General features: G+C 39.6%; 17 protein-coding genes. 8 read left to right on the forward strand and 9 right to left on the reverse strand.

The window, feature by feature from the left end; genetic code table 11:
- Window positions 1–39 precede the first annotated feature (39 nt).
- The 3 genes from ACTHN6_RS00145 (at window position 40) to ACTHN6_RS00155 (ending at window position 2408) form a co-directional block, all read left to right on the forward strand.
- Window positions 40–231, forward strand: a complete 192-nt coding sequence (locus tag ACTHN6_RS00145; protein WP_440433680.1) for a hypothetical protein — start codon at window positions 40–42, stop codon at window positions 229–231.
- 37 nt (window positions 232–268) lie between these two features.
- Window positions 269–1687 (forward strand): CCA tRNA nucleotidyltransferase, encoded by a 1419-nt coding sequence (locus ACTHN6_RS00150; RefSeq protein ID WP_440433681.1) that lies wholly within the window; start codon window positions 269–271, stop codon window positions 1685–1687.
- A gap of 166 nt (window positions 1688–1853) precedes the next feature.
- On the forward strand, window positions 1854–2408 hold the full coding sequence (locus tag ACTHN6_RS00155; protein WP_440433682.1) for an IS1096 element passenger TnpR family protein: 555 nt from the start codon (window positions 1854–1856) through the stop codon (window positions 2406–2408).
- A 95-nt stretch (window positions 2409–2503) separates the two neighbouring features.
- Here ACTHN6_RS00155 and ACTHN6_RS00160 read toward each other — a convergent pair whose 3' ends face one another.
- A complete protein-coding gene (locus tag ACTHN6_RS00160) occupies window positions 2504–3577 on the reverse strand; it encodes an SGNH/GDSL hydrolase family protein (RefSeq protein ID WP_440433683.1) in 1074 nt (357 codons plus the stop codon).
- A 264-nt stretch (window positions 3578–3841) separates the two neighbouring features.
- Complete coding sequence (locus ACTHN6_RS00165; RefSeq protein WP_440433684.1) at window positions 3842–5593, reverse strand: Ig-like domain-containing protein; 1752 nt, start codon at window positions 5591–5593, stop codon at window positions 3842–3844.
- Window positions 5594–5850: 257 nt separating this feature from the next.
- Here ACTHN6_RS00165 and ACTHN6_RS00170 point away from each other — a divergent pair, with 257 nt between their 5' ends.
- Together ACTHN6_RS00170 and ACTHN6_RS00175 are read left to right on the forward strand one after the other, a co-directional pair.
- A complete protein-coding gene (locus ACTHN6_RS00170; RefSeq protein ID WP_440433685.1) occupies window positions 5851–7530 on the forward strand; it encodes a PNGase F N-terminal domain-containing protein in 1680 nt (559 codons plus the stop codon).
- A 46-nt stretch (window positions 7531–7576) separates the two neighbouring features.
- Window positions 7577–8533 carry a D-2-hydroxyacid dehydrogenase gene (locus ACTHN6_RS00175; RefSeq protein ID WP_440433686.1) on the forward strand — a complete coding sequence of 319 codons (957 nt, stop codon included), beginning with the start codon at window positions 7577–7579 and terminating at the stop codon, window positions 8531–8533.
- Between the two features lie 362 nt (window positions 8534–8895).
- Here the strand turns inward: ACTHN6_RS00175 and ACTHN6_RS00180 are convergent, their stop codons facing one another.
- Together ACTHN6_RS00180 and ACTHN6_RS00185 are read right to left on the reverse strand one after the other, a co-directional pair.
- Window positions 8896–10311 carry a hypothetical protein gene (locus tag ACTHN6_RS00180; protein WP_440433687.1) on the reverse strand — a complete coding sequence of 472 codons (1416 nt, stop codon included), beginning with the start codon at window positions 10309–10311 and terminating at the stop codon, window positions 8896–8898.
- A 24-nt stretch (window positions 10312–10335) separates the two neighbouring features.
- A complete protein-coding gene (locus ACTHN6_RS00185) occupies window positions 10336–13152 on the reverse strand; it encodes a carboxypeptidase-like regulatory domain-containing protein (protein WP_440433688.1) in 2817 nt (938 codons plus the stop codon).
- Between the two features lie 230 nt (window positions 13153–13382).
- On the opposite strand from ACTHN6_RS00185, the gene ACTHN6_RS00190 reads away from it, so the two are divergent.
- Window positions 13383–14897 (forward strand): lipopolysaccharide biosynthesis protein, encoded by a 1515-nt coding sequence (locus tag ACTHN6_RS00190; protein WP_440433689.1) that lies wholly within the window; start codon window positions 13383–13385, stop codon window positions 14895–14897.
- Window positions 14898–14976: 79 nt separating this feature from the next.
- Here the strand turns inward: ACTHN6_RS00190 and ACTHN6_RS00195 are convergent, their stop codons facing one another.
- Both ACTHN6_RS00195 and ACTHN6_RS00200 read right to left on the reverse strand, forming a co-directional pair.
- Window positions 14977–16830, reverse strand: a complete 1854-nt coding sequence (locus ACTHN6_RS00195; protein ID WP_440433690.1) for a M1 family metallopeptidase — start codon at window positions 16828–16830, stop codon at window positions 14977–14979.
- A 53-nt stretch (window positions 16831–16883) separates the two neighbouring features.
- Complete coding sequence (locus ACTHN6_RS00200; RefSeq protein ID WP_440433691.1) at window positions 16884–17291, reverse strand: NUDIX hydrolase; 408 nt, start codon at window positions 17289–17291, stop codon at window positions 16884–16886.
- Between the two features lie 62 nt (window positions 17292–17353).
- On the opposite strand from ACTHN6_RS00200, the gene pyrE reads away from it, so the two are divergent.
- Together pyrE and ACTHN6_RS00210 are read left to right on the forward strand one after the other, a co-directional pair.
- The gene (gene pyrE / locus ACTHN6_RS00205; protein ID WP_440433692.1) at window positions 17354–17983 is read left to right on the forward strand and encodes an orotate phosphoribosyltransferase; all 630 of its coding nucleotides are present in this window, start codon (window positions 17354–17356) and stop codon (window positions 17981–17983) included.
- Window positions 17984–18113: 130 nt separating this feature from the next.
- A complete protein-coding gene (locus tag ACTHN6_RS00210) occupies window positions 18114–18533 on the forward strand; it encodes a heavy-metal-associated domain-containing protein (protein ID WP_440433693.1) in 420 nt (139 codons plus the stop codon).
- On the opposite strand, the gene ACTHN6_RS00215 is transcribed toward ACTHN6_RS00210, so the two are convergent.
- The 3 genes from ACTHN6_RS00215 to ACTHN6_RS00225 form a co-directional block, all read right to left on the reverse strand.
- Complete coding sequence (locus ACTHN6_RS00215; RefSeq protein WP_440433694.1) at window positions 18530–18781, reverse strand: hypothetical protein; 252 nt, start codon at window positions 18779–18781, stop codon at window positions 18530–18532. The two genes, ACTHN6_RS00210 and ACTHN6_RS00215, sit on opposite strands and share 4 nt — an antisense overlap.
- A 244-nt stretch (window positions 18782–19025) precedes the next feature.
- A complete protein-coding gene (locus ACTHN6_RS00220) occupies window positions 19026–20462 on the reverse strand; it encodes a SusD/RagB family nutrient-binding outer membrane lipoprotein (RefSeq protein WP_440433695.1) in 1437 nt (478 codons plus the stop codon).
- Window positions 20463–20480: 18 nt separating this feature from the next.
- Window positions 20481–23528, reverse strand: a complete 3048-nt coding sequence (locus ACTHN6_RS00225) for a SusC/RagA family TonB-linked outer membrane protein (protein ID WP_440433696.1) — start codon at window positions 23526–23528, stop codon at window positions 20481–20483.
- Window positions 23529–23589 lie beyond the last annotated feature (61 nt).

Genomic DNA, 23589 nt, shown 5'->3' on the forward strand with positions numbered 1-23589 from the left:
CAGATGCACCATTTTTGAGGGTTTATTCAAAAGTTTTTTATGGGCAAGTTAGATAAAGCGATGATAAACCAATTATCATTAAAACGTGACAGTGAGAAAGATGAAGAGGTTGATTTTCTGCGTTTGAAAACAAGGGCAGAAAAAACGCGTTATATCATAAACCATTTTATACATCCTGATTATGTTTTGTTTGATTGGGAATTCTTCAGCAATGAACTGGAGTTTGAATAAATAAACACTCCTTTTTTCCACCCTATCTTTGCCGGCTATGCAAATTGAATTAACCGGCCATGAAGCTTTAATTTTTAAAAAAATAGCAAGGGCAGCAGAAGATCTTTCTATGCCATGTTATCTTATTGGAGGCTTTGTTCGTGATAAATTGCTGGGCCGGCCAACCAAAGATGCCGATATTGTTTGCATTGGCGATGGTATTAAGCTGGCGCATGAAGTGGCAGAATTATTCAACCCCAAACCAGCAGTTGCTTACTTCAAAAATTTTGGTACAGCACAAATAAAAATTCCGGGTCTTGAAATCGAATTTGTGGGTGCACGAAAAGAAAGCTATGCACCGGATTCCCGCAAACCTGCAGTAGAAACCGGCACATTGGAAGACGACCTTAACCGGCGGGATTTTACTATTAACACACTTGCCATCAGCCTGAATAAAAATGATTATGGTGAAGTTGTTGACGCGTTTAATGGCATACAACATCTGCATGAAAAAATAATTAAAACACCCCTTGAGCCTGTTACCACTTTCAGCGATGATCCTTTGCGCATGATGCGGGCCATCCGCTTTGCAACGCAACTTGGTTTTACAATTGAAACCGGCACATTCAATGCTATTAAAAAAGATGCAGAACGTATAAAAATTATATCGCAGGAACGTATTACTGATGAACTGAATAAAATTATGCTTGCTGAAAAACCTTCTGTGGGTTGGTTTCTCTTGCGAGACAGCGGGCTGCTTCAAATCATATTTCCCAAACTGCTTGAATTGCAGGGCGCAGAATATATTGATGGCATTGGCCATAAAGATAATTTTACCCATACACTGCAGGTGCTGGATAATATGGCAGCCAAAACGGATGACCTGTGGCTACGCTGGGCTGCTTTGCTGCACGATATTGCAAAGCCTGCAACAAAACGTTTCAGCAAAGAAGAAGGCTGGACGTTTCATGGGCATGAAGCAGTGGGCGCCAGGATGGTGCCTAAAATTTTTGCACGTTTAAAACTTCCGCAGAATGAAAAAATGAGACTGGTGCAAAAGCTGGTAGCGCTGCATTTGCGGCCCATCAGTCTTACAAAAGAAAATATAACAGACAGCGCCATAAGGCGTTTGCTTTTTGATGCCGGCAATGATATTGATGCTTTAATGATGTTGTGCGAAGCTGATATAACAAGCAAGAATAGAATAAAGGTAAAACGCTATTTAAGCAATTTTGAAATAGTGCGTAAACGCCTTATTGAAGTGGAAGAGAAAGACAAAATACGTAACTGGCAACCACCTATAACAGGTGAGATAATTATGGAAACTTTCGGGTTGCCGCCCGGCAGGCAGATTGGTATTATAAAAGATGCCATACGCGAAGCCATACTTGACGGTGAAATTCCAAACGATTATGAAGCCGCTTATAATTTAATGATTGAAAAAGCCGCTGTGCTGAATTTAAAGCCATTGGCATAAAACATTGCATAACATTTTTTTTATGTATTGTTGCTGTTTGATTTTAAAATAGCCTGCAGAACACAAGGCCTGTTAATAAAAAAAAGTATGCATAACCAGTATGATTTTTGCATGAAAAGCTTAATTATAATCGAAATAATAAATTGACATATAAATAATTCTACCCATGGCAGTTTTAAAATTCAGGGCATATTACGAAGAAGATGAAGCCGTTTACAGGGATGTGGTGATAAAGCATTCTCAAAATTTTTTCGACCTGCACAATGCAATCTTAAAATCTTATGAGTTTGACAATAAACACCAGGCAACTTTTTACAGGAGCAACGATAACTGGCAGCGCGGCAGGGAAATTACGCTTGAAAAATATGATAAGGAATATAAAGCCGAACCGCTGATAATGATTAATACCACCATTGGCAGTGAAATCCGTGACACGAACCAGAAGTTTATTTACATCTATGATTTTGAAAAAAGCTGGACCTTTCATATTGAGCTTATTAATGTGTCAAAAGAAGAAAGCAGTAAAATAATTTACCCGGCAACATCGAGGGTCGAGGGTATTGGCCCGCAACAATATGGCACCCGCAGCCTGCTGGGTAAAAAATTTGTAGATATTGAAGAGAAATATGATTTGCCTCAAAACAATGAAGGCTTTAGTGAGGAAGGAGAGGAGACTGAGACTGGTGTAGAAAGTAATGATGAAAGTTCTGATGACGAATAATGCTGTATTTGCTCAAATGTGTTTATAAAAAGAGGCGGTCTTAAAGCAAGACTGCCTCTTTTTATTTAGCGATTAAATGTCGTAACGTAATGCAGCTACCACTGTATGTTGTCTTCGATATATTTTATTAAATCATCGGCCATTGCCTGCTGCTCGTTTACATGCGGATGACCGGGCGTATTCTTATAAGGAAAAAAATGTGCAGTAATCTTTTTATCGTGCATATTTTCTACAGCCTTTGAAACATAACCCGGCCATGCTGAACCTTCTTTTGTAGCGTCCATATTTCCCAGGGCACAAATAATATGGGCTTTGGGATATTTACCGCGAATGCTTTCAATAAAATTCTGGTAGGCTTTAATAATTTGTTCCGGCGATGGCGCTGTTGTGCCAAAACGATGTTTGAATTGTTCATGTTGCGGCTGTTGTACCAGCCAGCAATCATTCTGGAATAGATTAATAACCACAATATCCGGTGAGTATTTGCTGAAATCCCATTTGCCGTTCACGTCATCGCCATATAAACGGTCATACATCTCTGGCATTACCTGCGGAAACCAGCTTATTAAAATGCCAATACCACTGCGGGCAATACAACTGTATTGCGCACTGAAATGTCTTGCAGTGATAGCAGCGTAGCTTAGGTAATTATCTTCAAACGGCGGCGTGCCTCTGTCCTGGCCGCTGGTATCCAGAACGCCATAACCGCAGGTAATAGAGTTACCATAAAATTCTATTTTTCTTTTTTGGGCTGCAGGCGCTCTGGAAATAGTTGTGCCCGCATCAAGCTGAAACTGGTAGAACCATGTTCTCCCAAAAACCCATTCTGTTCTTTTAAAAAGCTGCACCGTATGCCTTCCTGTTTGCAGGCCGGAAGCAAGCGTGTATAATTGTTTTGAAGAATCCATTTTTATATCAGGCATAAGTTGCCCGTCAACGATAACTTTAAAGTAATTAGTGCCTTTTTCATCGCGGAGTAAAGCTTTCACACCGGTTCCTTTGAAATTAATGGTGATGGAATTTCCCGGCCAGCTTAGCATAGCCGAATCATCATTAACACTTACGCGGCCTTCGTAACGAATACGCGGATCATTGCTTTTAATAATGTTTTGCGTAAACCCATTCAACGAAATGGCGCAAAATATAATTACACTTATAAAATTTTTCATACTGTATTCAGCGGTTGTTTGAGCTAACAGCAATATACATGTTGCGCTATTAAGTTTATTATGATGAAGATTGAACCGTCGTTTCCACGATAGGAGAAATCTCTTGTATTATTAACCACTTAAATTTTCAGGAAATGTTTCGTTGCCTCAACAAAAAATTTTACTGCATAATTTCTACCTAATAGCTTTTAAAGCACAACATGTAATACTATTATTGTTAAGATTGGCTGACTACAGCCAATCTTAATTATCATAACAACTGTATTAATCTTTTTTGATCATTATAAAATAACCGGTGCCAACATTATTGACTTTTGCATCTGCTGATGGCAACGTTACCTTTCCTGCCGGAAAACTTTTACTATACACATTGTAATAACGATACTGCGCAACAATCTGTCCCTCTTCTTTTTTAAAATCATTCAGCCAGGCTGGAATGGTTGAGTGATAGTTGGAGTCCAGGGTTTCATACGCCACATACACTATTGCATCTTCATCTGTAGTAAAGCTTAAAAAATTGTCAGCCGCCGTGTCTTTTTCATTAATATTGGTTTTAATAAAAGTCAACCCTTCATACCTGCCAACATTACTAAAGTTAATTTCTTCCGTTGCCATAGTCAACACGGTATCTTTATTATCAAAAAACGGTGATTCGCCTAACGTCATTGTTGAAACGCGATAAGGTATTCCGTTAGCGGAAACGGGGTTTGTAACCAGTACATCACTCCTGCTTTTTAAAGGCACTCTTAAATTAAAAGTATATTCCGCCGTATCATTGTCTTCGTCGTAAACCTTAACCGGAATTGAATAATTACTGCCTGCAATTAATGGTATGCCTTTTAATGTGCCGTCGGGGTAAAGGCGCAAACCCGGCGGAAGTTTTGTTTCATCCGCAATAAAAGTTAATACACCGTTGCCGCCGCTGGCATTTATTTTAGCGCTGTAAAATTTTGCAACCTGTGCATCGTATAAAAACTGCCAAGCTATAGATGGTTTTATATTTACTCTCAGGATGGTTTCAGCCGTTGATGTTTTGCCTTTATCATCGTAAGCAACTGCTTTTATAATGTTGTCGCCGCCGCGGGCTTTTAATGCAAGTTTATAAGGCGCTTTCTTAAAAGTTTTTGCTGATTTGCCATTGTAAAAAACTTCCACCTTTTTAATGCTTCCGTCGGCATCGTGTGCGGCAATTTCAACGTTAATTTTTTCTCCAGCCTCTGCCGTTTGTTTATAGGAAGGTGTTTTAAAAAATACTGTTGGATAAATATTGCCGTCATTAATTTTTGAGTAAGCCCAATCCGTTAAATTCTGTGTGCTGGCTGCAACCCACATCACGCCGTGATCATAACCTTTAAAATTTGAATAACGCGGATTTACACCGGTAACCCAAGTTGCGCCTGTATCATTTACAGCGCCATTTAAGTGACGGATATCCGCAACATTTTTGCGCAGCGATCTTGAAAAATAATCGGTCTCACCCTGGTTGCACCATATAGGAATATCTTTTACTTTAGTTGAATCTCCATGAAAAGCCATGCCCATTGTAATGCCTGCTGCAAAATAGCCAGGATATTGTTGTATTATATCAAAGGTGCCTTCTCCACCCATTGAAAATCCGCAAACATATATTCGTTGCGGATCTGCCTTACCATCGGCAATAAGACTGTCTGTTATTTTTTTCAGGTCATTAAAATGCTGCCGCCATCCTCGTGAAGTTGCAGGCGCAATAATGTAAGTGGGAATTTTTTGTGTATTGTTGGAGAAGTTGTGCCACATGCGCACAATAGGGTCAACCGTATTGCGCAGGCTTGCATGATCATCTTCACCGCAACAGCCATGCATTGCTAGTACAACAGGATATTTCCTGTTTTTCTTCATGCCTGATGGTGTGTACAAGTAATACTCTGTAGAATCTTCTGTGTGCCAGCTCCATTGCGGTAATCCTTTATAATCTATTTGCTGTGCGCACAAATAATGAGCAGGTAAAATAAAAATAAAAGCAAACAGTTTTTTCATGTGTCTAAGATATTTCATCAGTCTATTAAAGTATATCAAACTATATTAAGAACAATTTGAAAAAATATATTATGGCAGATGCGCTTAATATTGCATCAGGCTTATTTAATTAGTGTATTATTTAAATTACAGCGAATGTCTGTAAGCAACCATTGTAATTTATTATTCATTCAATGAAAAATTTCTAATGATAAATGCTAAATAACAATTTGAAAAATTATGCTGTGATACTTTTTCAAGAAGTGCAAAAAAAATATATGCTTTTGATATTTGCATTATTTTTTTATGTGGTATCAATAGCACAGCCTGGCACCAAAACCACATCTGAAGGCATAATAACTTACGCTTATCGAAATAATGCCAAAGAACTTAAAGAGGCGCCGCCGCTTCAGCTATATTTTAAAAATAACACAGCGCATCTTGTGCAAAGCGGAAGAAGGGCCAATAGTGAAGACCTGTTTATTGATTACAACCACCAGGAGGCCTTTCAAATCCTCACCATGAAAGATGGCAGCCACTATATTTTAAAAACACCGTTTAATGATTTTGAAAAGGCAACTGTTTTAAATGATACGGCAACAATACTGGGATATCATTGCCAAAAAGCAAAACTTACCATTCGCTCAAATACAATTGAAGTGTGGTTTACGAATGAAGCCGGTATAAAGGGCAGCCCGTCTATCAGTGTTGCACCTGCATTGGGATTAATATTAAAAATGGTGCGCAACGGAAGTTTTGAAACATATGCAACATCTGTAGATCTTAAAAAGATAAACGACACAGATGTTGCTATGCCTGCAAATAACCTGCAGGTTGTGGACGAAGCCACCTATCGCAGGAAACAGATTGATAACCGCTTTACTACTATCCCTGTTTTCAATCATCAGCAAATAAATTTTGGCGATACTATTATTAATCCTAAAGACGATGAAATAAATACTGTGTGCCGGTATGCCGGCGGTACGGTGGTTGTAAAGAAAATGAAACTGCCTGCTATGCAAAATGCGCTGGTGTTTGCCAGTTTAACTGAATATTCCAATGGCGATGCATACGATCGCACCGGCAGCGTGTTTATTATTCCCTTCGATAAAAAAATAAATTTCCTGGATGCATTAAAAAGTGGCGTAAAAGTATTGCCGGTTTATAAGGATAAGCAGCAGCAGGAATACCAGGGCGTGGTTGAAACAAAAGATTATCTGCCCCCGCTTGAATTGATGCGTTTCTTTACACCGTTTGGTGTGCGGCATTATAATGAACGCTCAAAAATTGAGGGCTATAACTGGGCTGATTCTGTAAACTATAAACAGGATATAACAGAGCTGTTACCACGCCTGAATAATGAAGTTTGGATTGGTGTTTACATTGGTAATTATGATAAAGGCGGCCATATCATAAACCTTGACCTGGAATACCATGAAGAAGAAGCCGACAGTATTAAAAAACAATATTGGGTGCAGCCAGTATTCAATACGCTTAACCTTATGGAAATGGCCCAGCAGAATTATGGTACTATGTTCGACGATGATTCGCTAACTGTTACGGTAAACATTCCGAAAGGATTAAAAAATGCCGCATTGCGTTATATTGCAACAGGCCATGGAGGATGGGGTGGCGGCGATGAATTTAATAAAAAGCTAAACGAAATATTTTTAGACGGCAGGAAAATATTTGAATTCATTCCCTGGCGCACCGATTGCGGGACTTACAGGATGTTCAATCCTTCCTCAGGGAATTTTGGCAATGGCGTTTCCTCCTCCGATTACAGCCGCAGTAACTGGTGTCCCGGCACCACTACCAACCCGGTATATATTCCGCTGAATGATCTTGCAGGAGGCACACATACATTAAAGGTCGCTGTTCCTTTAGGCAAACGTGAAGGCAATAGCTTCAGCGCATGGAATATATCCGGCTGTATAATAGGCGAAGTGGAAAATTGATATAAGGATTTGCAAATAAGGCATGTTTATTAATAAAATTTTACCGATGAAAATTGTTGTTTTAGATGGCTATACTTTAAACCCGGGCGATCTTTCCTGGAAAGAAATGGAAGCGTTAGGTGAATTGATTGTTTATGATCGCACAAACCCGTTGCAGATTGTGGAACGCGCAAAAGAGGCAGACATTGTACTCACCAATAAAGTGCCGCTTTCAGCACAAACCATTAATCAGCTTGCCTCATTGAAATATATCGGCGTACTGGCAACCGGTTATAATATAATTGATGTGGCTGCAGCACGTGCAAGGAATATTCCTGTATGCAATGTGCCGGGTTACAGCACAGCTTCTGTGGCGCAGTTAACGTTTGCCTTGCTGCTTGAATTAACACATCATGTGCAGCGCCACAGCGATGCTGTTATAAAGGGCAAATGGTCTGCATCGCCTGATTTTTGCTTTTGGGATTATCCTTTAATGGAACTTGATGGTAAAAGCATCGGCATCATTGGTTTTGGCACTATCGGGCAGAAAGTTGCTGATATAGCGTCCGCGTTTGGTATGCATATAATTGCCAACAGCAGAACGGAAACCAATCAGCAGCATCGTAAAAATTTTAAATGGGCAGGCGTGCAGGAACTATTGCAACAGGCAGATGTAATAAGTATTCATTGTCCTTTAACTCCTGAAACAAAAGGCCTTATTAATAAAGAAAGTTTACGACTGATGAAGCCTTCTGCTTTTTTATTGAACACAAGCCGCGGCCCGATTGTTATTGACGAAGACCTTGCCGATGCATTAAACAACGATATAATAGCAGGCGCGGGCATTGATGTGCTTTCCACAGAACCACCCTCTTTATCCAACCCTTTATTAAAAGCAAAAAATTGTATGATCACACCGCACATTGCATGGGCTACAAAAGAAGCCAGAACACGAATGATGAACATAACATTAGCCAACCTTTCTGCGTTTTTTAATGATAGGCCTGTGCACGTGGTGAATTGATAAAACTTAATTACTATGTTTTATTAAAATGCAATAAGTTTTTATATAACCTGCGCTGATGTGCTGTTACCTGTTTAATAATTACTGCGATTAATATCATTGGTTAAATTAACAAAGAGCCTGTTACACCATTAAACAGTTTATGGGGGTTATGCTTAGGGCCGTTCAGAAATGGGCGGCTCATTTGTTTAATGAATGCAAGAAGAATTATTGCCAAAAACTGCTGAAAATAAAAGCAATAAAAAAGCCCTGCTGGAAAGCAAGGCTGCATAGAATCTCTAACTTAATGCTATGAACCCATCACAAAAATGCTTTATTTATGTAACTAAATTGTGAACGGAACATTAAGTGTATATTAAGGATTATAAATTCAGGTCTAACATTGTCCAGCCTTTCCACCAGTTAGCTTCATCGCCTGAGGCACCTGCAGCGCCTTTGAAACTAACTTTACTGAAGAAACTGTTTGATAATTTGGGAGCGGAAAAGCTTGCGCCGCTTAACAAAGGTGAATTTTCCTTTGGCGTTATATCAGGATTTGAATAATCAAATGGTGCCGTTAATAATACATCACTGTTGTTGGTTAATATTGAATTGCCGTAACCTGCGGTTAAAAACCACTTGCTTACAGCGTCTTTATCCCAGCCGGTAGGCGAAGCGCTTGCAGCATAATCAACTGGAACATTACAACCTGCTACAACTGTATTTTGTATTTGCAGCGTATTTGCAGTTATATTATTATCAGTTGGTGTGCCCTTGCTGGCATCAATTAAAATACCTGTGGGATAACCCATTATAACAGAATTAAATATTGATATACTTGAATTTCTTCTTATTTGTGCACCAGCAAGAAACAGGCTGTTACCGGCATTATTAAGTGCAGCGCGTGGGCCAATAACCGTAATGTTACTGTATGTGCCTGATGTTTGCGGCATTAAAGAACTTCCGTTAGCATCGTTATCGCTTTCAAAAGATTCGCTTTTTGAAATATCGGCAATGGCAGAATCCCTTATTACAATACCAAACTGCACGTTGCCGCTCCAGCCATTATCCGTATCAAAATCATCATCCAGCGTGCTTATAAATACAGTGTGCTTAAGGTTTACATTACCTCCAAAACATTCAATGGCATCGTCGTTCGCTTTGTATATTTCCACATAGTCAACAGTAGTGCTTTTTCCTACGCCGGCAAGTGTTAAGCCGTTAAGTTCATTGTCAGGTAAATAAGCGTAGCCTGCATATTCAATACGCACATAACGCAATATGCCGGAATTGTCATCATCGTTTGTGCCGCCAAACAAGCCCAGGCCTTCGGCAGTGTTTACGCCGCCTTCAACAGAACCTGTTCCCTGCACGCCATTATAAGACGCATTTGTTTTTGCATTTCCAAGTACAACTATGCCACCCCAGTCACCTCTTTGCGGGTTTGCCTGGTCTGAAGTAAAAATAATGGGTTTATCAGCAGTGCCATCCGCTATAATCTGGCAGCCTCTTGTAATAACCAATGCGCCCCTTGTTGAACTGCCTTTTTCTCCCTTTATAACAGTGCCCGGTTCAATGGTAAGCTTGGCGCCGTTCACTACGTAAACAAATCCACGGATCTTATATACATAGTTCGCTTTCAGTGTCCTGTCTGAAGAAATCTTTCCTTCAAGAACAGTGTTTTCTTCAGTAGAATCACTGCCACTGCCGCCCGGGTGAATAATTACATCTTCCTGAATTTTGCGGCATGAACCTAATAATAAGATTAATAATGCTGCACAGCTAAGTAGCTTGTTCATTTGTATTTGATTTAAAGTTTTAATTTATTTTATATTATATGAAAAAGACAGGCTTACGTTAGTACCGTAATTCCTTGATATAGCCAACGCGTCAGCGCCTTTATTGTACACTTTGTTGCCATCGAGGTCGTGATAAAAATTGGCGCGCTTGTTTATAAGGTTTGCAATGTTGAGCTTCAATTCACTCTTATTATGCATTAATTTCTTGGCAATCTGCAGGTCGAGCAGCGGCCTTGGCGCTTCCCATATAGCAGGCACCTGCTCGTTGCCCACATACAATATGCGTCTTCCAATCTGATTGAATAACATAGTTGTACTTAGCCCAATTTCCTGTACATCATACTGTAGGGCTGCATTTATAAGATATGGCGACTGGCCCTGCATTGGCCTGTTAAGCGATTGCTCCTGGAACTTTACGCGGTTGTAGATGTAAGAGAAATTTCCCTGCACGGTAAAGCGCTCGAAAGCAGGCCAGAAATCAAGCTTTTTGCGAAACTCAATTTCACCACCAAAAGTTTGCGCTTTTGAATTATTGTTATCGAGATAATTAAATGTGCTTGAGCCTCCGGCACCTGTCTGGTTAAATGCAAGCTCTATCGGGCTTTGGAAATATTTATAAAATGCGCCGAGGGTAAAGAGTTCACCGGGCCGGCTATATACTTCATAGCGGATATCGGCATTGGTGATTTTTGTTCTTACAAGGTTAGGATTGCCAATGATAGTGGCGCCTACTTCAAAATCATAAAACGCTGTTCCGGTCAGTTCCCTGAATTCCGGCCTTACAATGGTTTGCGAACCGGCAATTCTTAAATTAGTCCTGTTGTTTAATTTAAAAGTGATATTTAAGGCAGGCAAAAGATCGCCTTTCTTTTGCCAGTTAAAACGTGGGTCTGATTTATAAACACTGCCTACTAATTGGTCAAAATATTCATAACGGGCGCCCCAAACTATGCGTAACCAATCGGTGAAAGCATTATCAAATTGAATATAACCTGCATTTAAAATTGAATTGGCTATATACCTGTAATAAATGCCGGGTATTTCATCAAAATGAAGTTGGTTACTGCCGTCGCCGAAATTTGAAGCATTGAATATCTGCGACGGGTCGAGCGCTTTTAATCCCGGATTATCGGAAGGCAATGTTACCGAGAAAGGACGTGCATCATAAATCCTGTCTTTCACCTGGAAATTATATCCGCCTTTTACAGTTTGTTTTTGACCAAACAGGTTAAAGCTGGTAGTAATATCGCCGCCGGCATTGTATATATAATCATTCAGATCTGAATAAAATATACTTCCTGTTTTTTGGGACAATGTGTTTGATAACAAAGCAAGGTATGGCGCCGTATCGTCTCCTGCTGCCTGGTTGTATTGTAAGCGTCTTTGTTTGGGAAGATATTGATCAAGAATGGTGAAGCTGCCAAACCAGTTAATCTTGCTTTTCAGCGATGGGATATTGTGCTCGCCACTTAACTGCGTATTGAAAAAAGTATTGTTTCTGAAAGCATATTCATAGGCTTTTATATTCTCGCCGGTTTGTGCATTCGATTCAAAATCTTTACCTGTACGCAGGGTTGTATAGTCAGAAGAATTTGTATTAATAATATTTCTGAAAGAAATTTTGTGATTGCTGTTAAGCCTTAAAGAGAAGTTGGCCAACGCACCCCATAAAACATCGTTTGAATAACGATTGTTATGATACCGGAACGAAGGATCGGCTTTTGTTCCATCTATATTATAGAAGCTGTTGTTGTAATCAAGATTCTTTAAACTCCTGTTGTAGGTAACAGAGATAACGCCGCCGAGGTCTTTATCTTTCAGTACCTTGCTTGCAAAGCCGGAGTTAAACTGGAAAGTTTGTCCCAGGGTTGGCAAAAAACTGCCTTTCTTTTCGGGCGCCCAACTGCCTGAAGCTACTGGTGTGCCGAGCTGTGTTTTTTCACTGCTGCCTAATACCGAAAACTGGTTTTTTGTGGGGAAGTTACCTGGCAAAGCCCTTGTGCCATCGTCAATGCCAAGCCAGTCGAGCTTTCCTCCTTTATATATATAAAAATCTTTGCCAATGGTATTGGTGTTGAAATTGGTACCTACCTGCACATTCATAAAATTCCTTGAGGGAATATCTTTTGTATTCACCTGTATTAAACCGCCTGCCCATTCTGCAGAATATTCAGGTATGAAGGTTTTATTTACGATGATATTTTCAACAATAGACGAAGGAAAAATATCGAAGGAAAAAGTTTTCCTGTCGGGTTCCGTGCTGCTTAACAAAACACCGTTAAGCATGGCCTGGTTATAGCGGTCGCTTAAGCCGCGTACCACAATATATTTGCCTTCCTGCATTGATAAGCCTGTAACGCGTTTTAATGCTTCACCGGTATTTTTATCGGGCGAACGTCTTATGGCTTCTGCAGAAATTACCTGGGCAACTGCATTTGTATTTTTCTGAAAGCTGATTAGCGCATTGGTGCTTTCCCTGCGTGCAGAAGTTTTTACCGTTACTGCCTGCAAATCGTTGCTGGATGCTGTAAGGTTAATGTTTAAATCTTCTGCTGATCCGGGTATAATGCCGCTTATTGTTTTGGCAGTGAAGCCCACTGCAGATACTTCAATGGTAACGCTGTCTTTTGCGCTTATATTTAATGTAAAATGGCCATCTACATCTGTAACAGTGCCTGCGGTGCTGCCGGCTACTTTAATACTGGCCCCTGTGATGGCATGATTTGATTCATCAACCACCCGGCCTGTTATTTTGCCTGTTTGGGCCAGTGCTGGTAACGAGGTAATAAATATTAGAAAGATGATTGAAAGTATTCTTGCTGCCAAATTTCCACCTTGCATAGTTAGTATTTATGGCTGCAAAGGTGTTACGTTATAATTACCTCAATGTTATGCTAATGTTACGGCAATGTTACCAATGTGAATGGTGAATGTATGCGGTGAAAATTTGTTGAAGCTTTCATTGCGGGCCTGTCAATATAGATTATATAAGTTTAAAGCTTAAAATATTATTATTCCTGCGGGCAGGCGGCTGTTGCCCAATCATTATTTTTGCCGAAACATTTTTTTGATTGAGCAGTATTAAACAATTGGCGGGACAAACTTTCTGGTATGGCGTAAGCGGTATAGCAGCAAGGTTTATTAATTATTTATTAACGCCGTACCTTACTTATTCTGCGCTTATTTCCACGGCAAACTATGGGCAGATGACTGCAATGTATGCGGCCATTCCTTTATTCAATGCCATTTTTACCTATGGCATGGAAACAACTTATTTCCGGTTTATGCGCAAAGATGTTGATCATGAATCGGTGAATAACACATCTACTATCAGCCTGCTTATAAGCTCCGTTGTATTAACAATTGTGCTATGGTTAAACCAGGATTGGCTTGCCAAAGCCACATCGCTTGCAGAATTCCCGCTGCTGGTGCAATTAAGCATTATCGTTATTGGACTTGATGCGCTTGCAACCATTCCGTTTGCAAGGCTGCGGTATGAAGGCAGGCCCAGGCTATTTGCCCTTATAAAAATTGCAAACATTTTAATCAATATAGGTTTTACGGTTTTTTTTCTGAGCTATTGCCCGGCAAAAGCAAAAGCCGATCCCAACAGTTGGGCGATTATCATTTACAGGCCTGATCTTAATCCTATTACCTATGTTTTAGTTGCCAATGCACTGGCTTCTTTGTGTACCTTATTTTTATTAGGCAAGTGGATATTACCCAAACGCTGGAGTTTTAATACTGCATTATGGTTAAGCATGATGGCTTATTCGCTGCCCATGCTCGTGGCTAATTTAGGTGGCACTGTTAACGAAACTTTCGACAGGCTTATGCTGGGTTGGTGGCTGCCAAATGCCAATGGCTATGCAGATGAACAACGCGGTATTTATGGCGCCTGTTATAAGCTATCCATTCTTATCACACTATTTATCCAGGCTTTCAGAATGGGCGCTGAGCCTTTCTTTTTTAAGCAAGCTGAAAGCGATAACCCACAAAAGACCTACGCCCGTGTTACTAAATTTTTTGTAATAACGGTGGCGGTAATGTTTTTGGGCGTTACTTTATTCCTGCCGGTGTGGCGATATTTTATTGATGAAAAATATTGGGGCGGGTTAAGGGTGGTTCCCATTCTTTTACTGGCAAACATGAGCCTTGGTATTTATTATAATCTCAGCATCTGGTATAAACTCACCAATAAAACAATGGCAGGCGCTGCGATTACGTTAATTGGTACTGCTATAACCATTGTTATCAATTACTTTTTTATTCCAAAGTACAGTTACGTTGCATCAGCATGGGCAACTTTCCTTTGTTATGCAAGCATGATGGTAATAAGTTTTATATGGGGCCAGAAAGAATACTACGTGCCTTATGCATGGAAAAAATTACTGGCATATATTATCATTTCCGTTTTGATTTTCTTTTTACATAATGTAATTACAGGCTTTTATGATAATATCATATTCAGCTTAACCATTGCAGTGTTGTTTATACTTGCCTTTATATTTTTTATTATAAAGATTGAAAAGAAAGAATTTGTTCAGTTTCCTTTTATTGGCGGGCTGGTAAAAAAATATTTTTGACAGGATATTATGTTGTTGCCACAGGTGCACAGATAAAAATACATCTATGCATCTGTGGTAACTTATTAAGATGATTAATTTATTTCGCGTTCCAAACATTATTGCTTTTATCCGCATCTGCATCATGTACTTCGCCCAAAACAATCTTAGTTATTTTTTTGGATGAAGCAAAGCTGATAGAAGTTTCATTGCGCTTTTCCCAAACGGCAATGCTTTGGTGCAAAGCTTGCGTTGTTCCATCTTTATAATAGATGGTGAGATGAACGGGAACAGGTTTACTACCTTTCATTATAACCGTAACAGTAATGTTGCTGCCGTTTTGTTTTACACTGCTGATGGCAAGATCGGGATAGCCACGGTCATAAAACCATTTTTGCCAGAACCAGTTTGAATTTTCGCCGCTGCCCGCATTCATGCAGTTAAAAAAATCGAGTGGCATGGGATGTTTGCCATGCCATTGTTCAATATAATAATGCAAAGCTTTTGTAAACAGTTCATCTCCCAGCATATCTTTTATATACAAATAGGCCATTGCAGGTTTTGCATAAGCATTTAAAAAATAGTTTTCGCCTTTTTGTCCTGTACTTAATGCAGTAATGGGTTCATCAAAATCATAATCAGCGCTGTGGTTATAAGCGTTCATGCCATAATCATCCACAATAGAAGAATCAATCATCGGTGAAATAACCCATTCCCCAATAGAAGCCCAGCCTTCATCCATCCAGGCATATTTTGTTTCATTGATGCCCATATAAAACGGGAACATGGTATGAAAGATTTCATGATCGGTTAATGCAATGGCATCTGTTTTATCTTCAAGCGGGTTATCGTTTACCATCATGGGATATTCCATCTGGTCCAGGCCGTCAAATACGGTTTCATGTGAATATGGGAAAGGCCATGCGGGAAACGTAAAACTCATGCTCTCCACTGTTTTTCTTGCATAATCTATTACATTGTAATAGTCATTATGCTGTGGATTGAAAACCGCATCAACCCTTGTTCTTCTCTGTGTGGTTTTATCAACCACAAGACTGCTTGCATACCATATATAATGATTGCTGGTGGCAAATACAAAATCTGTTACACTATCTGCTTTAAACTTCCATGTGTTGTAAGCATTTTGGGCGGTTACATTGCCAGCATTCAAATCACTTGTATCAATCACTTTGGTGATGTTATCGTTTTTTTCTGCCAAACTTATGCGTTCTGCAATTGCAGGGGCATACACCTCACCGGCATTCAGCAGATCGCCGGTTGCACAAACAATATAGTTTTTCGGAACCGTAATATTTACATCAAAAGAGCAGAAATCATTATACATTTCCAGGTGACCTGTATAAGGGGTCCTGTTCCACCCGTCAATATCATCATACACAGCAATTCGCGGAAAGAAATAGGCGATAAAGGCAGAACTGTCGTCAACCATTCCGGTTCTCTGATGAGAAGTTTTATTGAGTATATAAGAAAAATCAAGATGCAGGTTCATCTGCTGCCCGGGCATTAATAAAACATGCTGCACACTCATGTTGGTGCCTTTTGCTTCTTTTAGTTTTTGACTGTTACCGTCAACAGAAAAATTAGTTATTTGAACGCCGTCGGTTAAATCGGCCGTATCAATTGGTGAATCGCGTTGAGAACCCTTTTTATAGAGATTAGGGTAAAGTTTGAAAACTATTTCCTTTAATGTATCAGGGCTACTATTTATATATGCAATGTCTTCACTGCCCGATACAACTCTTGTTACAGGATTAAAGCTCACACGAATGTTATAGTGCGCCGTGTTTTGCCAATAGTTTTTACCAGGCTTGCCATCTGCTGAGCGGGTTTGCTTGTTATAAGCAGCTTCATAATTTCTTGCAACTGGCAATGTTTGTGCATTCAGTTGAATACAAATAAGCGAGGTAAAAAAACAGGCAAAACATATTTTCATGCGCTAAAAATAAGCCAGTGCAGCTTTACTAAGGACAGAAAATATTTTAGTCGTTATTGAATTTTGTTAATAATATCTATGATGTTTGGATAGGTGTTTTGCAATTTTTCCATAATATCTTTTTTATCCACCCATTCAATCTGTTCAATATCTTCTTCCGTTTGGGGTATTAAACTTTGCGTGGCAGCGGCATGCATTTTAAACCAATGCGTTTCTTTAAAAACATCACTGTTTATGCGCGGTTCAAAATATTCGTGATGTGTTGTGCCTAAAAAGCTGTCGAGCGTTATGCTTTGCAAACCCGTTTCTTCCTGCACTTCACGCACGGCGCATTGTTCTATGGTTTCGCCTTCATCTAATTTTCCTTTGGGAAGGTCCCATTTGCCGCGGCGAAAGATCATAAGCAACTCAGCATTGTCATTAAAGACCAATCCGCCTGCTGCAATAATTTTTTTTGCCATGATGTTTGTTTGAGATTATACAATGTACAGTTTGCAATATTCAATAATAATATCTTCGCAGCATGAAGAATGAAAAAATTATTGCTGAAAAATTATTACAGGCAGAAGCAATTAAATTAAACCCGGAGCAGCCTTTTACCTGGGCAAGTGGTTGGAAAAGCCCGATCTATTGCGATAACAGGCGGGTACTTTCTTATCCCTACCTGCGGGATTTTATTAAAAGCGAAATGTGTAATATAATATTTGAGCAATACCCTGAAGCCGATTTGATTGCCGGTGTTGCTACAGCGGGAATTGCTTGGGGCGCCATGGCCGCCGACCAGTTGAAACTGCCATTTATTTATGTGCGGCCCAAGCCCAAAGAGCATGGCCTTGGCAACCAGGTGGAAGGTTTTTTTGAACAAGGGCAGAAAGCGGTAGTTGTGGAAGATTTAATCTCAACCGGTAAAAGCAGTTTGCAGGTGGTAGATGTATTAAGAAATAGCGGTGTTGAAATAGCGGGCATGGTTTCTATTTTTAATTATGGATTTAATGCATCGGAAGAAGCATTTAAAAAAGCTGGTGTGATGCTTGAATCATTAACTACCTATACTTCTTTGATAGACCTGGCAATTGAAAAGAAAATTGTTTCAGCAGAAACGGAAGAGTTGCTGAAAAGCTGGAGGATAAATCCGGAAGTGTGGGGAAGATGATAGAAAGTTTGTGTTACTTCTAAACTAAATATCGGCTATTGGTGTAAATGGCCGGACTGATTAAACAATGTTTTGTCAGTATTATCGTTTTTAAAACATAATCGTTGATACCATCAAAAACTTTATTTATATGAAATGGATAAGTGTTGTTGCTTTCATGTTTGTTATTGGAAGCACTGATGCACAGGTGATGCAAAATAAGCCGCAGTGGGGAACCATAAAAGTGCCGCAACTGAAATGCTGGGAATGCGAGCAGCGGCTCAACCAATATTTAACGCGTGAAAAGGGGCCAAATACCGATGCCGGTATTGTGCAATGGAAAACTGATCTACGCAACGGTATTTTAAAAATCCAATACATACCAGACCGTATAACGCTTGATTATATCCGCACGGCTGTAGCGAATGCCGGCTTTGATGCAGACAGCATTACGGCTGAAGAAACCACATACAAGCGATTGCCGCCGGCCTGCAAGAAAGCCAGTGATGGCGCGGGTTTCGGGCCGTTTAAATTCTGCAATCTCGATCCGGCAGACAGGCCGAAAGATTAGTGATAATGCTGCAGGAATGATTTTATTTCATCCACCGTTTTGTTCATGGCTTCTCCTTTTATAAATAATTTCTGAAAGGCAGCGCCGGCTGCAAAATTGATGAGTTGCTGAAAAGGAAGATGGTTATATATACCATAAATAAGGCCTGCCATAAAGCTATCTATACAACCTGATTTACCTGTTATTGTATCACTGCTGTAAGTGGCGGAGCTGTAAAAATTATTATTGTCAACAAAGTTTAAAAACATTTTGTTTGGTTCTTTTTCAGCAAAAATGGGTGTGCTGCTATTTGCAGCGATGCCACTAAATAATTACGTAATGCTTATTTAAAGTAATCTTGCAGTAAGACCGTTTTTGTAACCGTAACTTTGCTGTTCAGAATTAAGAATTAAGGCATTTGAAAAGAGAACTTGATTATTATTAGGTTTTATATAGCAAAGCAGGATGGCTTGTAACCATCCTGCTTTGCTATATATTTAATTAAAACTATTATCAATTACCATCCCACCAAACAGGATCCTTTGTTGTTAAACTTTGCTGAGGTTGCGGGTTGGCCAGTTTAGTGGTTGTTGCATACGGCCAGCGTAAAGGAATATAATCAACATATGCATTTTCAGCTAAGGCGAGGTGCGGATATCCGGTTCTTCTCCAGTCGTTATAGGTTTCAAGACTTAAAAAGTCAGCAACAAACTTTTCATTAATAATATTTTCAAGTGCATTGCCGGCAGTTAATGCAGGTCTTGAACTAATGTAGGCAGCGGCATCTGCACCAGAAACGCCTAACATATCCATATGCGCAGCTATAGCTTGCCGGTAAATCGGTTCAGCAGCTATGGCACCATTTTTATAAAAAGTTGCTTCTGCTTTTATAAATAATTGCTCGGCATAGGTTGCCAGGAACAAGGGTGCTCCGGCACCGGCTGAATTGTCTTCATTTAAAGGAAGATAGCCTCCATAAAATGTATTTAATGAAGAATAAATATTTGGGTCAGGAACAGCATCTATTCCCGCTTGCCTACCTGCGTACTCACCATCTTTGTTTTTAGCTGCAATAATTGGAAGCCGGGGATCATTTTTAATTTTGAGAGAATCTACAAAAGTTTTGCCTAATACAACACCCCCGGCACCGGGCAATGTGTTTTCATACCACGGATTCTCTGCACTTGAGGCGCCGGTGTAAGGCACAAAAGCATTATCGTCATTAGAACTAAACCCATTAGCCAATGCAGAAAGTGCTAAATCTGCTTGCGTAGATGCTGTATAGCCCGGGGCATTTGTAAGTCTTAAATAAAAACGTGCCTTGAGCATATAAGCAAATTTTTTCCATTTATCCATATCGCCCCCATAAATATAATCATCTGTTCCGGGTGCAACTTCGCTTGGCGTTTGGTTAGTGTAATAAATAGCACTATCCAAAAGGTCCTGAATGCCTTTGTATATATCTTCCTGGGCATCATATTTTGGCGTAAGGTTTTCCGGTACCTGGAATGCCTCGCTATAAGGCACATCGCCCCATACATCTGTTGTAATAGCCAGAGAGTATGCCATTAAAGTTTTACCAATAGCTGCATATTGATTATGTTGCTGGGCTTCGGCCATATTTATCATATCATGCAGATTTTTTAATACATTGGGATACATATAAAAGTTCCATGTATTATTTACATCTGCATCAGTAATAAAATAAGATTCATTATTTGGCGGTGCCTGGTTGAGCGATATTTGTTGCATCCAGTAGGCAGTAATAGTGCCGTTATATCCACCAACTATGCTTGTAGAAAGCGTTACTTCAGCAGGGGATAAAATTAGACTTTCAGAAACTGCTAATGGATTATTGGGGTCATCATTAATATCTAAAAATTTTTTGCACCCGGTGGCTGCAAAAAATATGAATATAACAGTAGAAATTATTTTTATTGTTTTTTTCATTAGTTATTTTTTTATTGCTTAGAAAGTTGCTTTTAAACCAAACAGGATGTTTTTGCTTGTGGGCGTCATAAAGTTGGCAAACCCTTGCCCGTTGCCGCTGCCATTAAGGCTTACTTCAGGATCGGCACCAAAATAATTTTTATGCAAAATGAAATTGGTAGCTGTTACATTTAAAGTAATTGATTTGAAAAAAGAACCTTTCAGCGTTTCATTAGAAAATCTATATGCCAGTGTTGCCTGGCGCAGTTTAAGGTAAGATGCATCCTGCAATGATGTTTCATCTATATTAGACCAAAGATTTTGATAGAAGGATTGATCTGTTGGTACAGCTGTAGTATTTGGTTTGCCGGTGCTTTCAATAATACCTGGAAATACTTTGGAGCCATCACGGTCTTCGGTAATTTTTGAAACACCATAAAAATCAAGATAATGACCATCCAGGTTCATTATCTGCCCGCCATGTTTCATATCTAATACAAAAGAAAGTGAGAAATTTTTATAGGTAAATTCGTTGGTTAGACCGCCCAGCCAATCGGGGGTTGCATTACCAATTGGCCCAAGGTTGTCATCCCGTTGCGGATAGCCATCATCATCCAATAACATTTCACCTGCATCATTTCGTTTAAAATGTGTGCCATAAATAACCCCATAGGGAGAATTAGCATAGGCAAATATGCCGGGGTTTACAAAACCTGCAAATTGAAGGTAAGGTACGCCGGGTGCTAACTCAAGTACTTCATTTTTAATTTTGGTAAAATTCACTGTAATATTCCAGTTGAAGTTCTTTGATTTTACAGGTATGGCACTTAGGGTTATTTCCACACCCCTGTTACGCATGCTGCCTGCATTTTCTGAAGCGCTGGCAAAGCCTGTTGCACCATCAAGCGGCACGCCTGAAGTTAACAAGTCAACACTCTTTTTACTAAAATAAGCGCCATCAAAAGAAATGCGGTTTTGAAGAAACTGCAGTTCAAGACCTACTTCAAATTCTTTTACCAATTCGTTTTTTAGAGGATAACCATACTGCGTGGTTAAAAGATATCCATTTTGGCCATTAAAAGGAAATGAAATATTTCCAATAGAGGCCTGGTAATATGGATTGGTTAATGAATATGGACCAACAGCATCGTTACCAACTGAAGAATAAGCAGCTCGTATTTTACCAAAGTTTAAAATAGGGTTATCAGACATTTTTAGTGGCTCTGTAAAAATGAAACCTGCACTTGCTGATCCATAAGGATAAAATTGATTATCGGTTGAGAGCACTGAGCTGCCATCATACCTGCCTGTCAACCCAAGGGTAAGCATTTTTTTATATTCCATATTGGCTTGTGCATAAAAACCAATCTTTCTGGTTTTGTAATAAGCATAGCTTGAAGTTACCGTAGAGGCATTTGATATATTATAAAAATTAGGCACATTCAAGCCAACACCCTGGTCAAACCTATTATCATTATAGTTGGTAAGTATATTATTGCCTATTAGCAATTCTGTAAACCAATCATTGTTAAAAGTTTTTTGGGCATCAACAATAAGATCGTTGTTAAATTGCTGGTAGGTTATAGCCCTGCTATAAACTCTCCCGGTCGGATAGCTGCCCACGGTGCCTATTGCTTCGTGATAATCGGTAGAATTGTAATACATGTCTGCTCCAAATCTTTCTGTTATGGTAAGCCATGACAGGGGTTTGTAGGAAAAGTTAATGGCCGGTAAAATCCTGTCAACCTTATCTTTTAAACCCGTATTATCAAGGAGCCAATAAGGATTATTGCGCGCAAGCCTGTATACGCGTTGTGTGCCATCTGGATTGGTAGTGGGAAACGGATCCCATGAAATAGGTGCTGATAATACTGTCCATAAAGGAGATTCCAAACTGTTGCCATCCAGAGTGCGCCTGTTGTCAGAATGCACATAATTAAACTGTGTAGTTAGACTAACCTTTGGCGAAAAATTAATTGAATACTTGGCAAAGAATGAATTACGGGTGTAATAGGTAGTGGGTACTATCCCATCATTCTTTAAGAAAGAATACGAAGTAACATAGCTTGATTTATCGCCAAAGCCTGATACACTTACATTATTGTCGGTTGTATGACCTGTTTTAAAAAAATCTTTAAATGGATCGTGCTTTTTTACGGGTTGCCCGTTTACTTTTAATGTATCCATTTTTGGTCCCCAAGAAGTACTGCCAAATTCGCCATTGTTGCCATCAACATAAACGCCGCCGGAGCCCTGTGCCCATGTATGCTGCAGTTTTGGTGTAAGCGGTGTTTGCACCATATAACTGCTGCTTACAGAAATGGTGGGTTTGCCCGAAACGCCGCCGCGTCCATTTTTTGTTGTAATAATTATAGCACCTCTTGAAGCGTTTGCGCCATAAAGTGCTGTAGCCGCAGCGCCTTTAAGCACGGTGATGCTTTCGATTATATTTGGGTCGATATCTATACCGCGATTTGATGTGCCGCCAGCACCTAAAGGGCCATCAGGATTTCCTGCTTCACCATTGTCAATAGGAATGCCATCTACAACAAACAGCGCCGTATTGTTGCCTGTTAAAGAACTATTTCCGCGTATTACAATTTGGGCAGAACTTCCAGGCTGCCCACTTGAATTGGTAATTTGTACACCCGAAACTTTTCCTGATAAAGCATTAACAATATTATCTTGCTTAGCATCTATTACCGTGGCTCCCTTAACCTCTTGTGTAGAATAAGTAAGCATTCTTTTTTCTCGCTTTATGCCTAAAGCTGTAACAACAACCTCACTAAGGGTTGCATTGTTTTCTCCTAAAGAAATGGCAAGTGTTTTTTCCGTACCAATAGTAACTTCTTTATCAGTAAAACCTGTTGCAGAAATAATTAATACATCGCCTGCCTTGGCCGGTATAGAAAAGCTGCCTTGACCATCAGCAGCAACACCGGTTTTTGTGCCCTTAACTTTAATAGTTGCATACGGTACCGGGGTATTTTTGTCATCGGTTACCTTACCTGTAAAAACATCGTTTTGTGCTAATACTGCAGATAAGCATAGGAATAATGCGAGGAGAGTGATTACACTTTTTCTCATGAAAGTCAATTTATTTTAGTGTGAAAGATCTGAAAGGATATATGACAATAAATTTTTTTGG

Source organism: Parafilimonas sp., from assembly GCF_051953455.1.
GTDB lineage: Bacteria > Bacteroidota > Bacteroidia > Chitinophagales > Chitinophagaceae > Parafilimonas.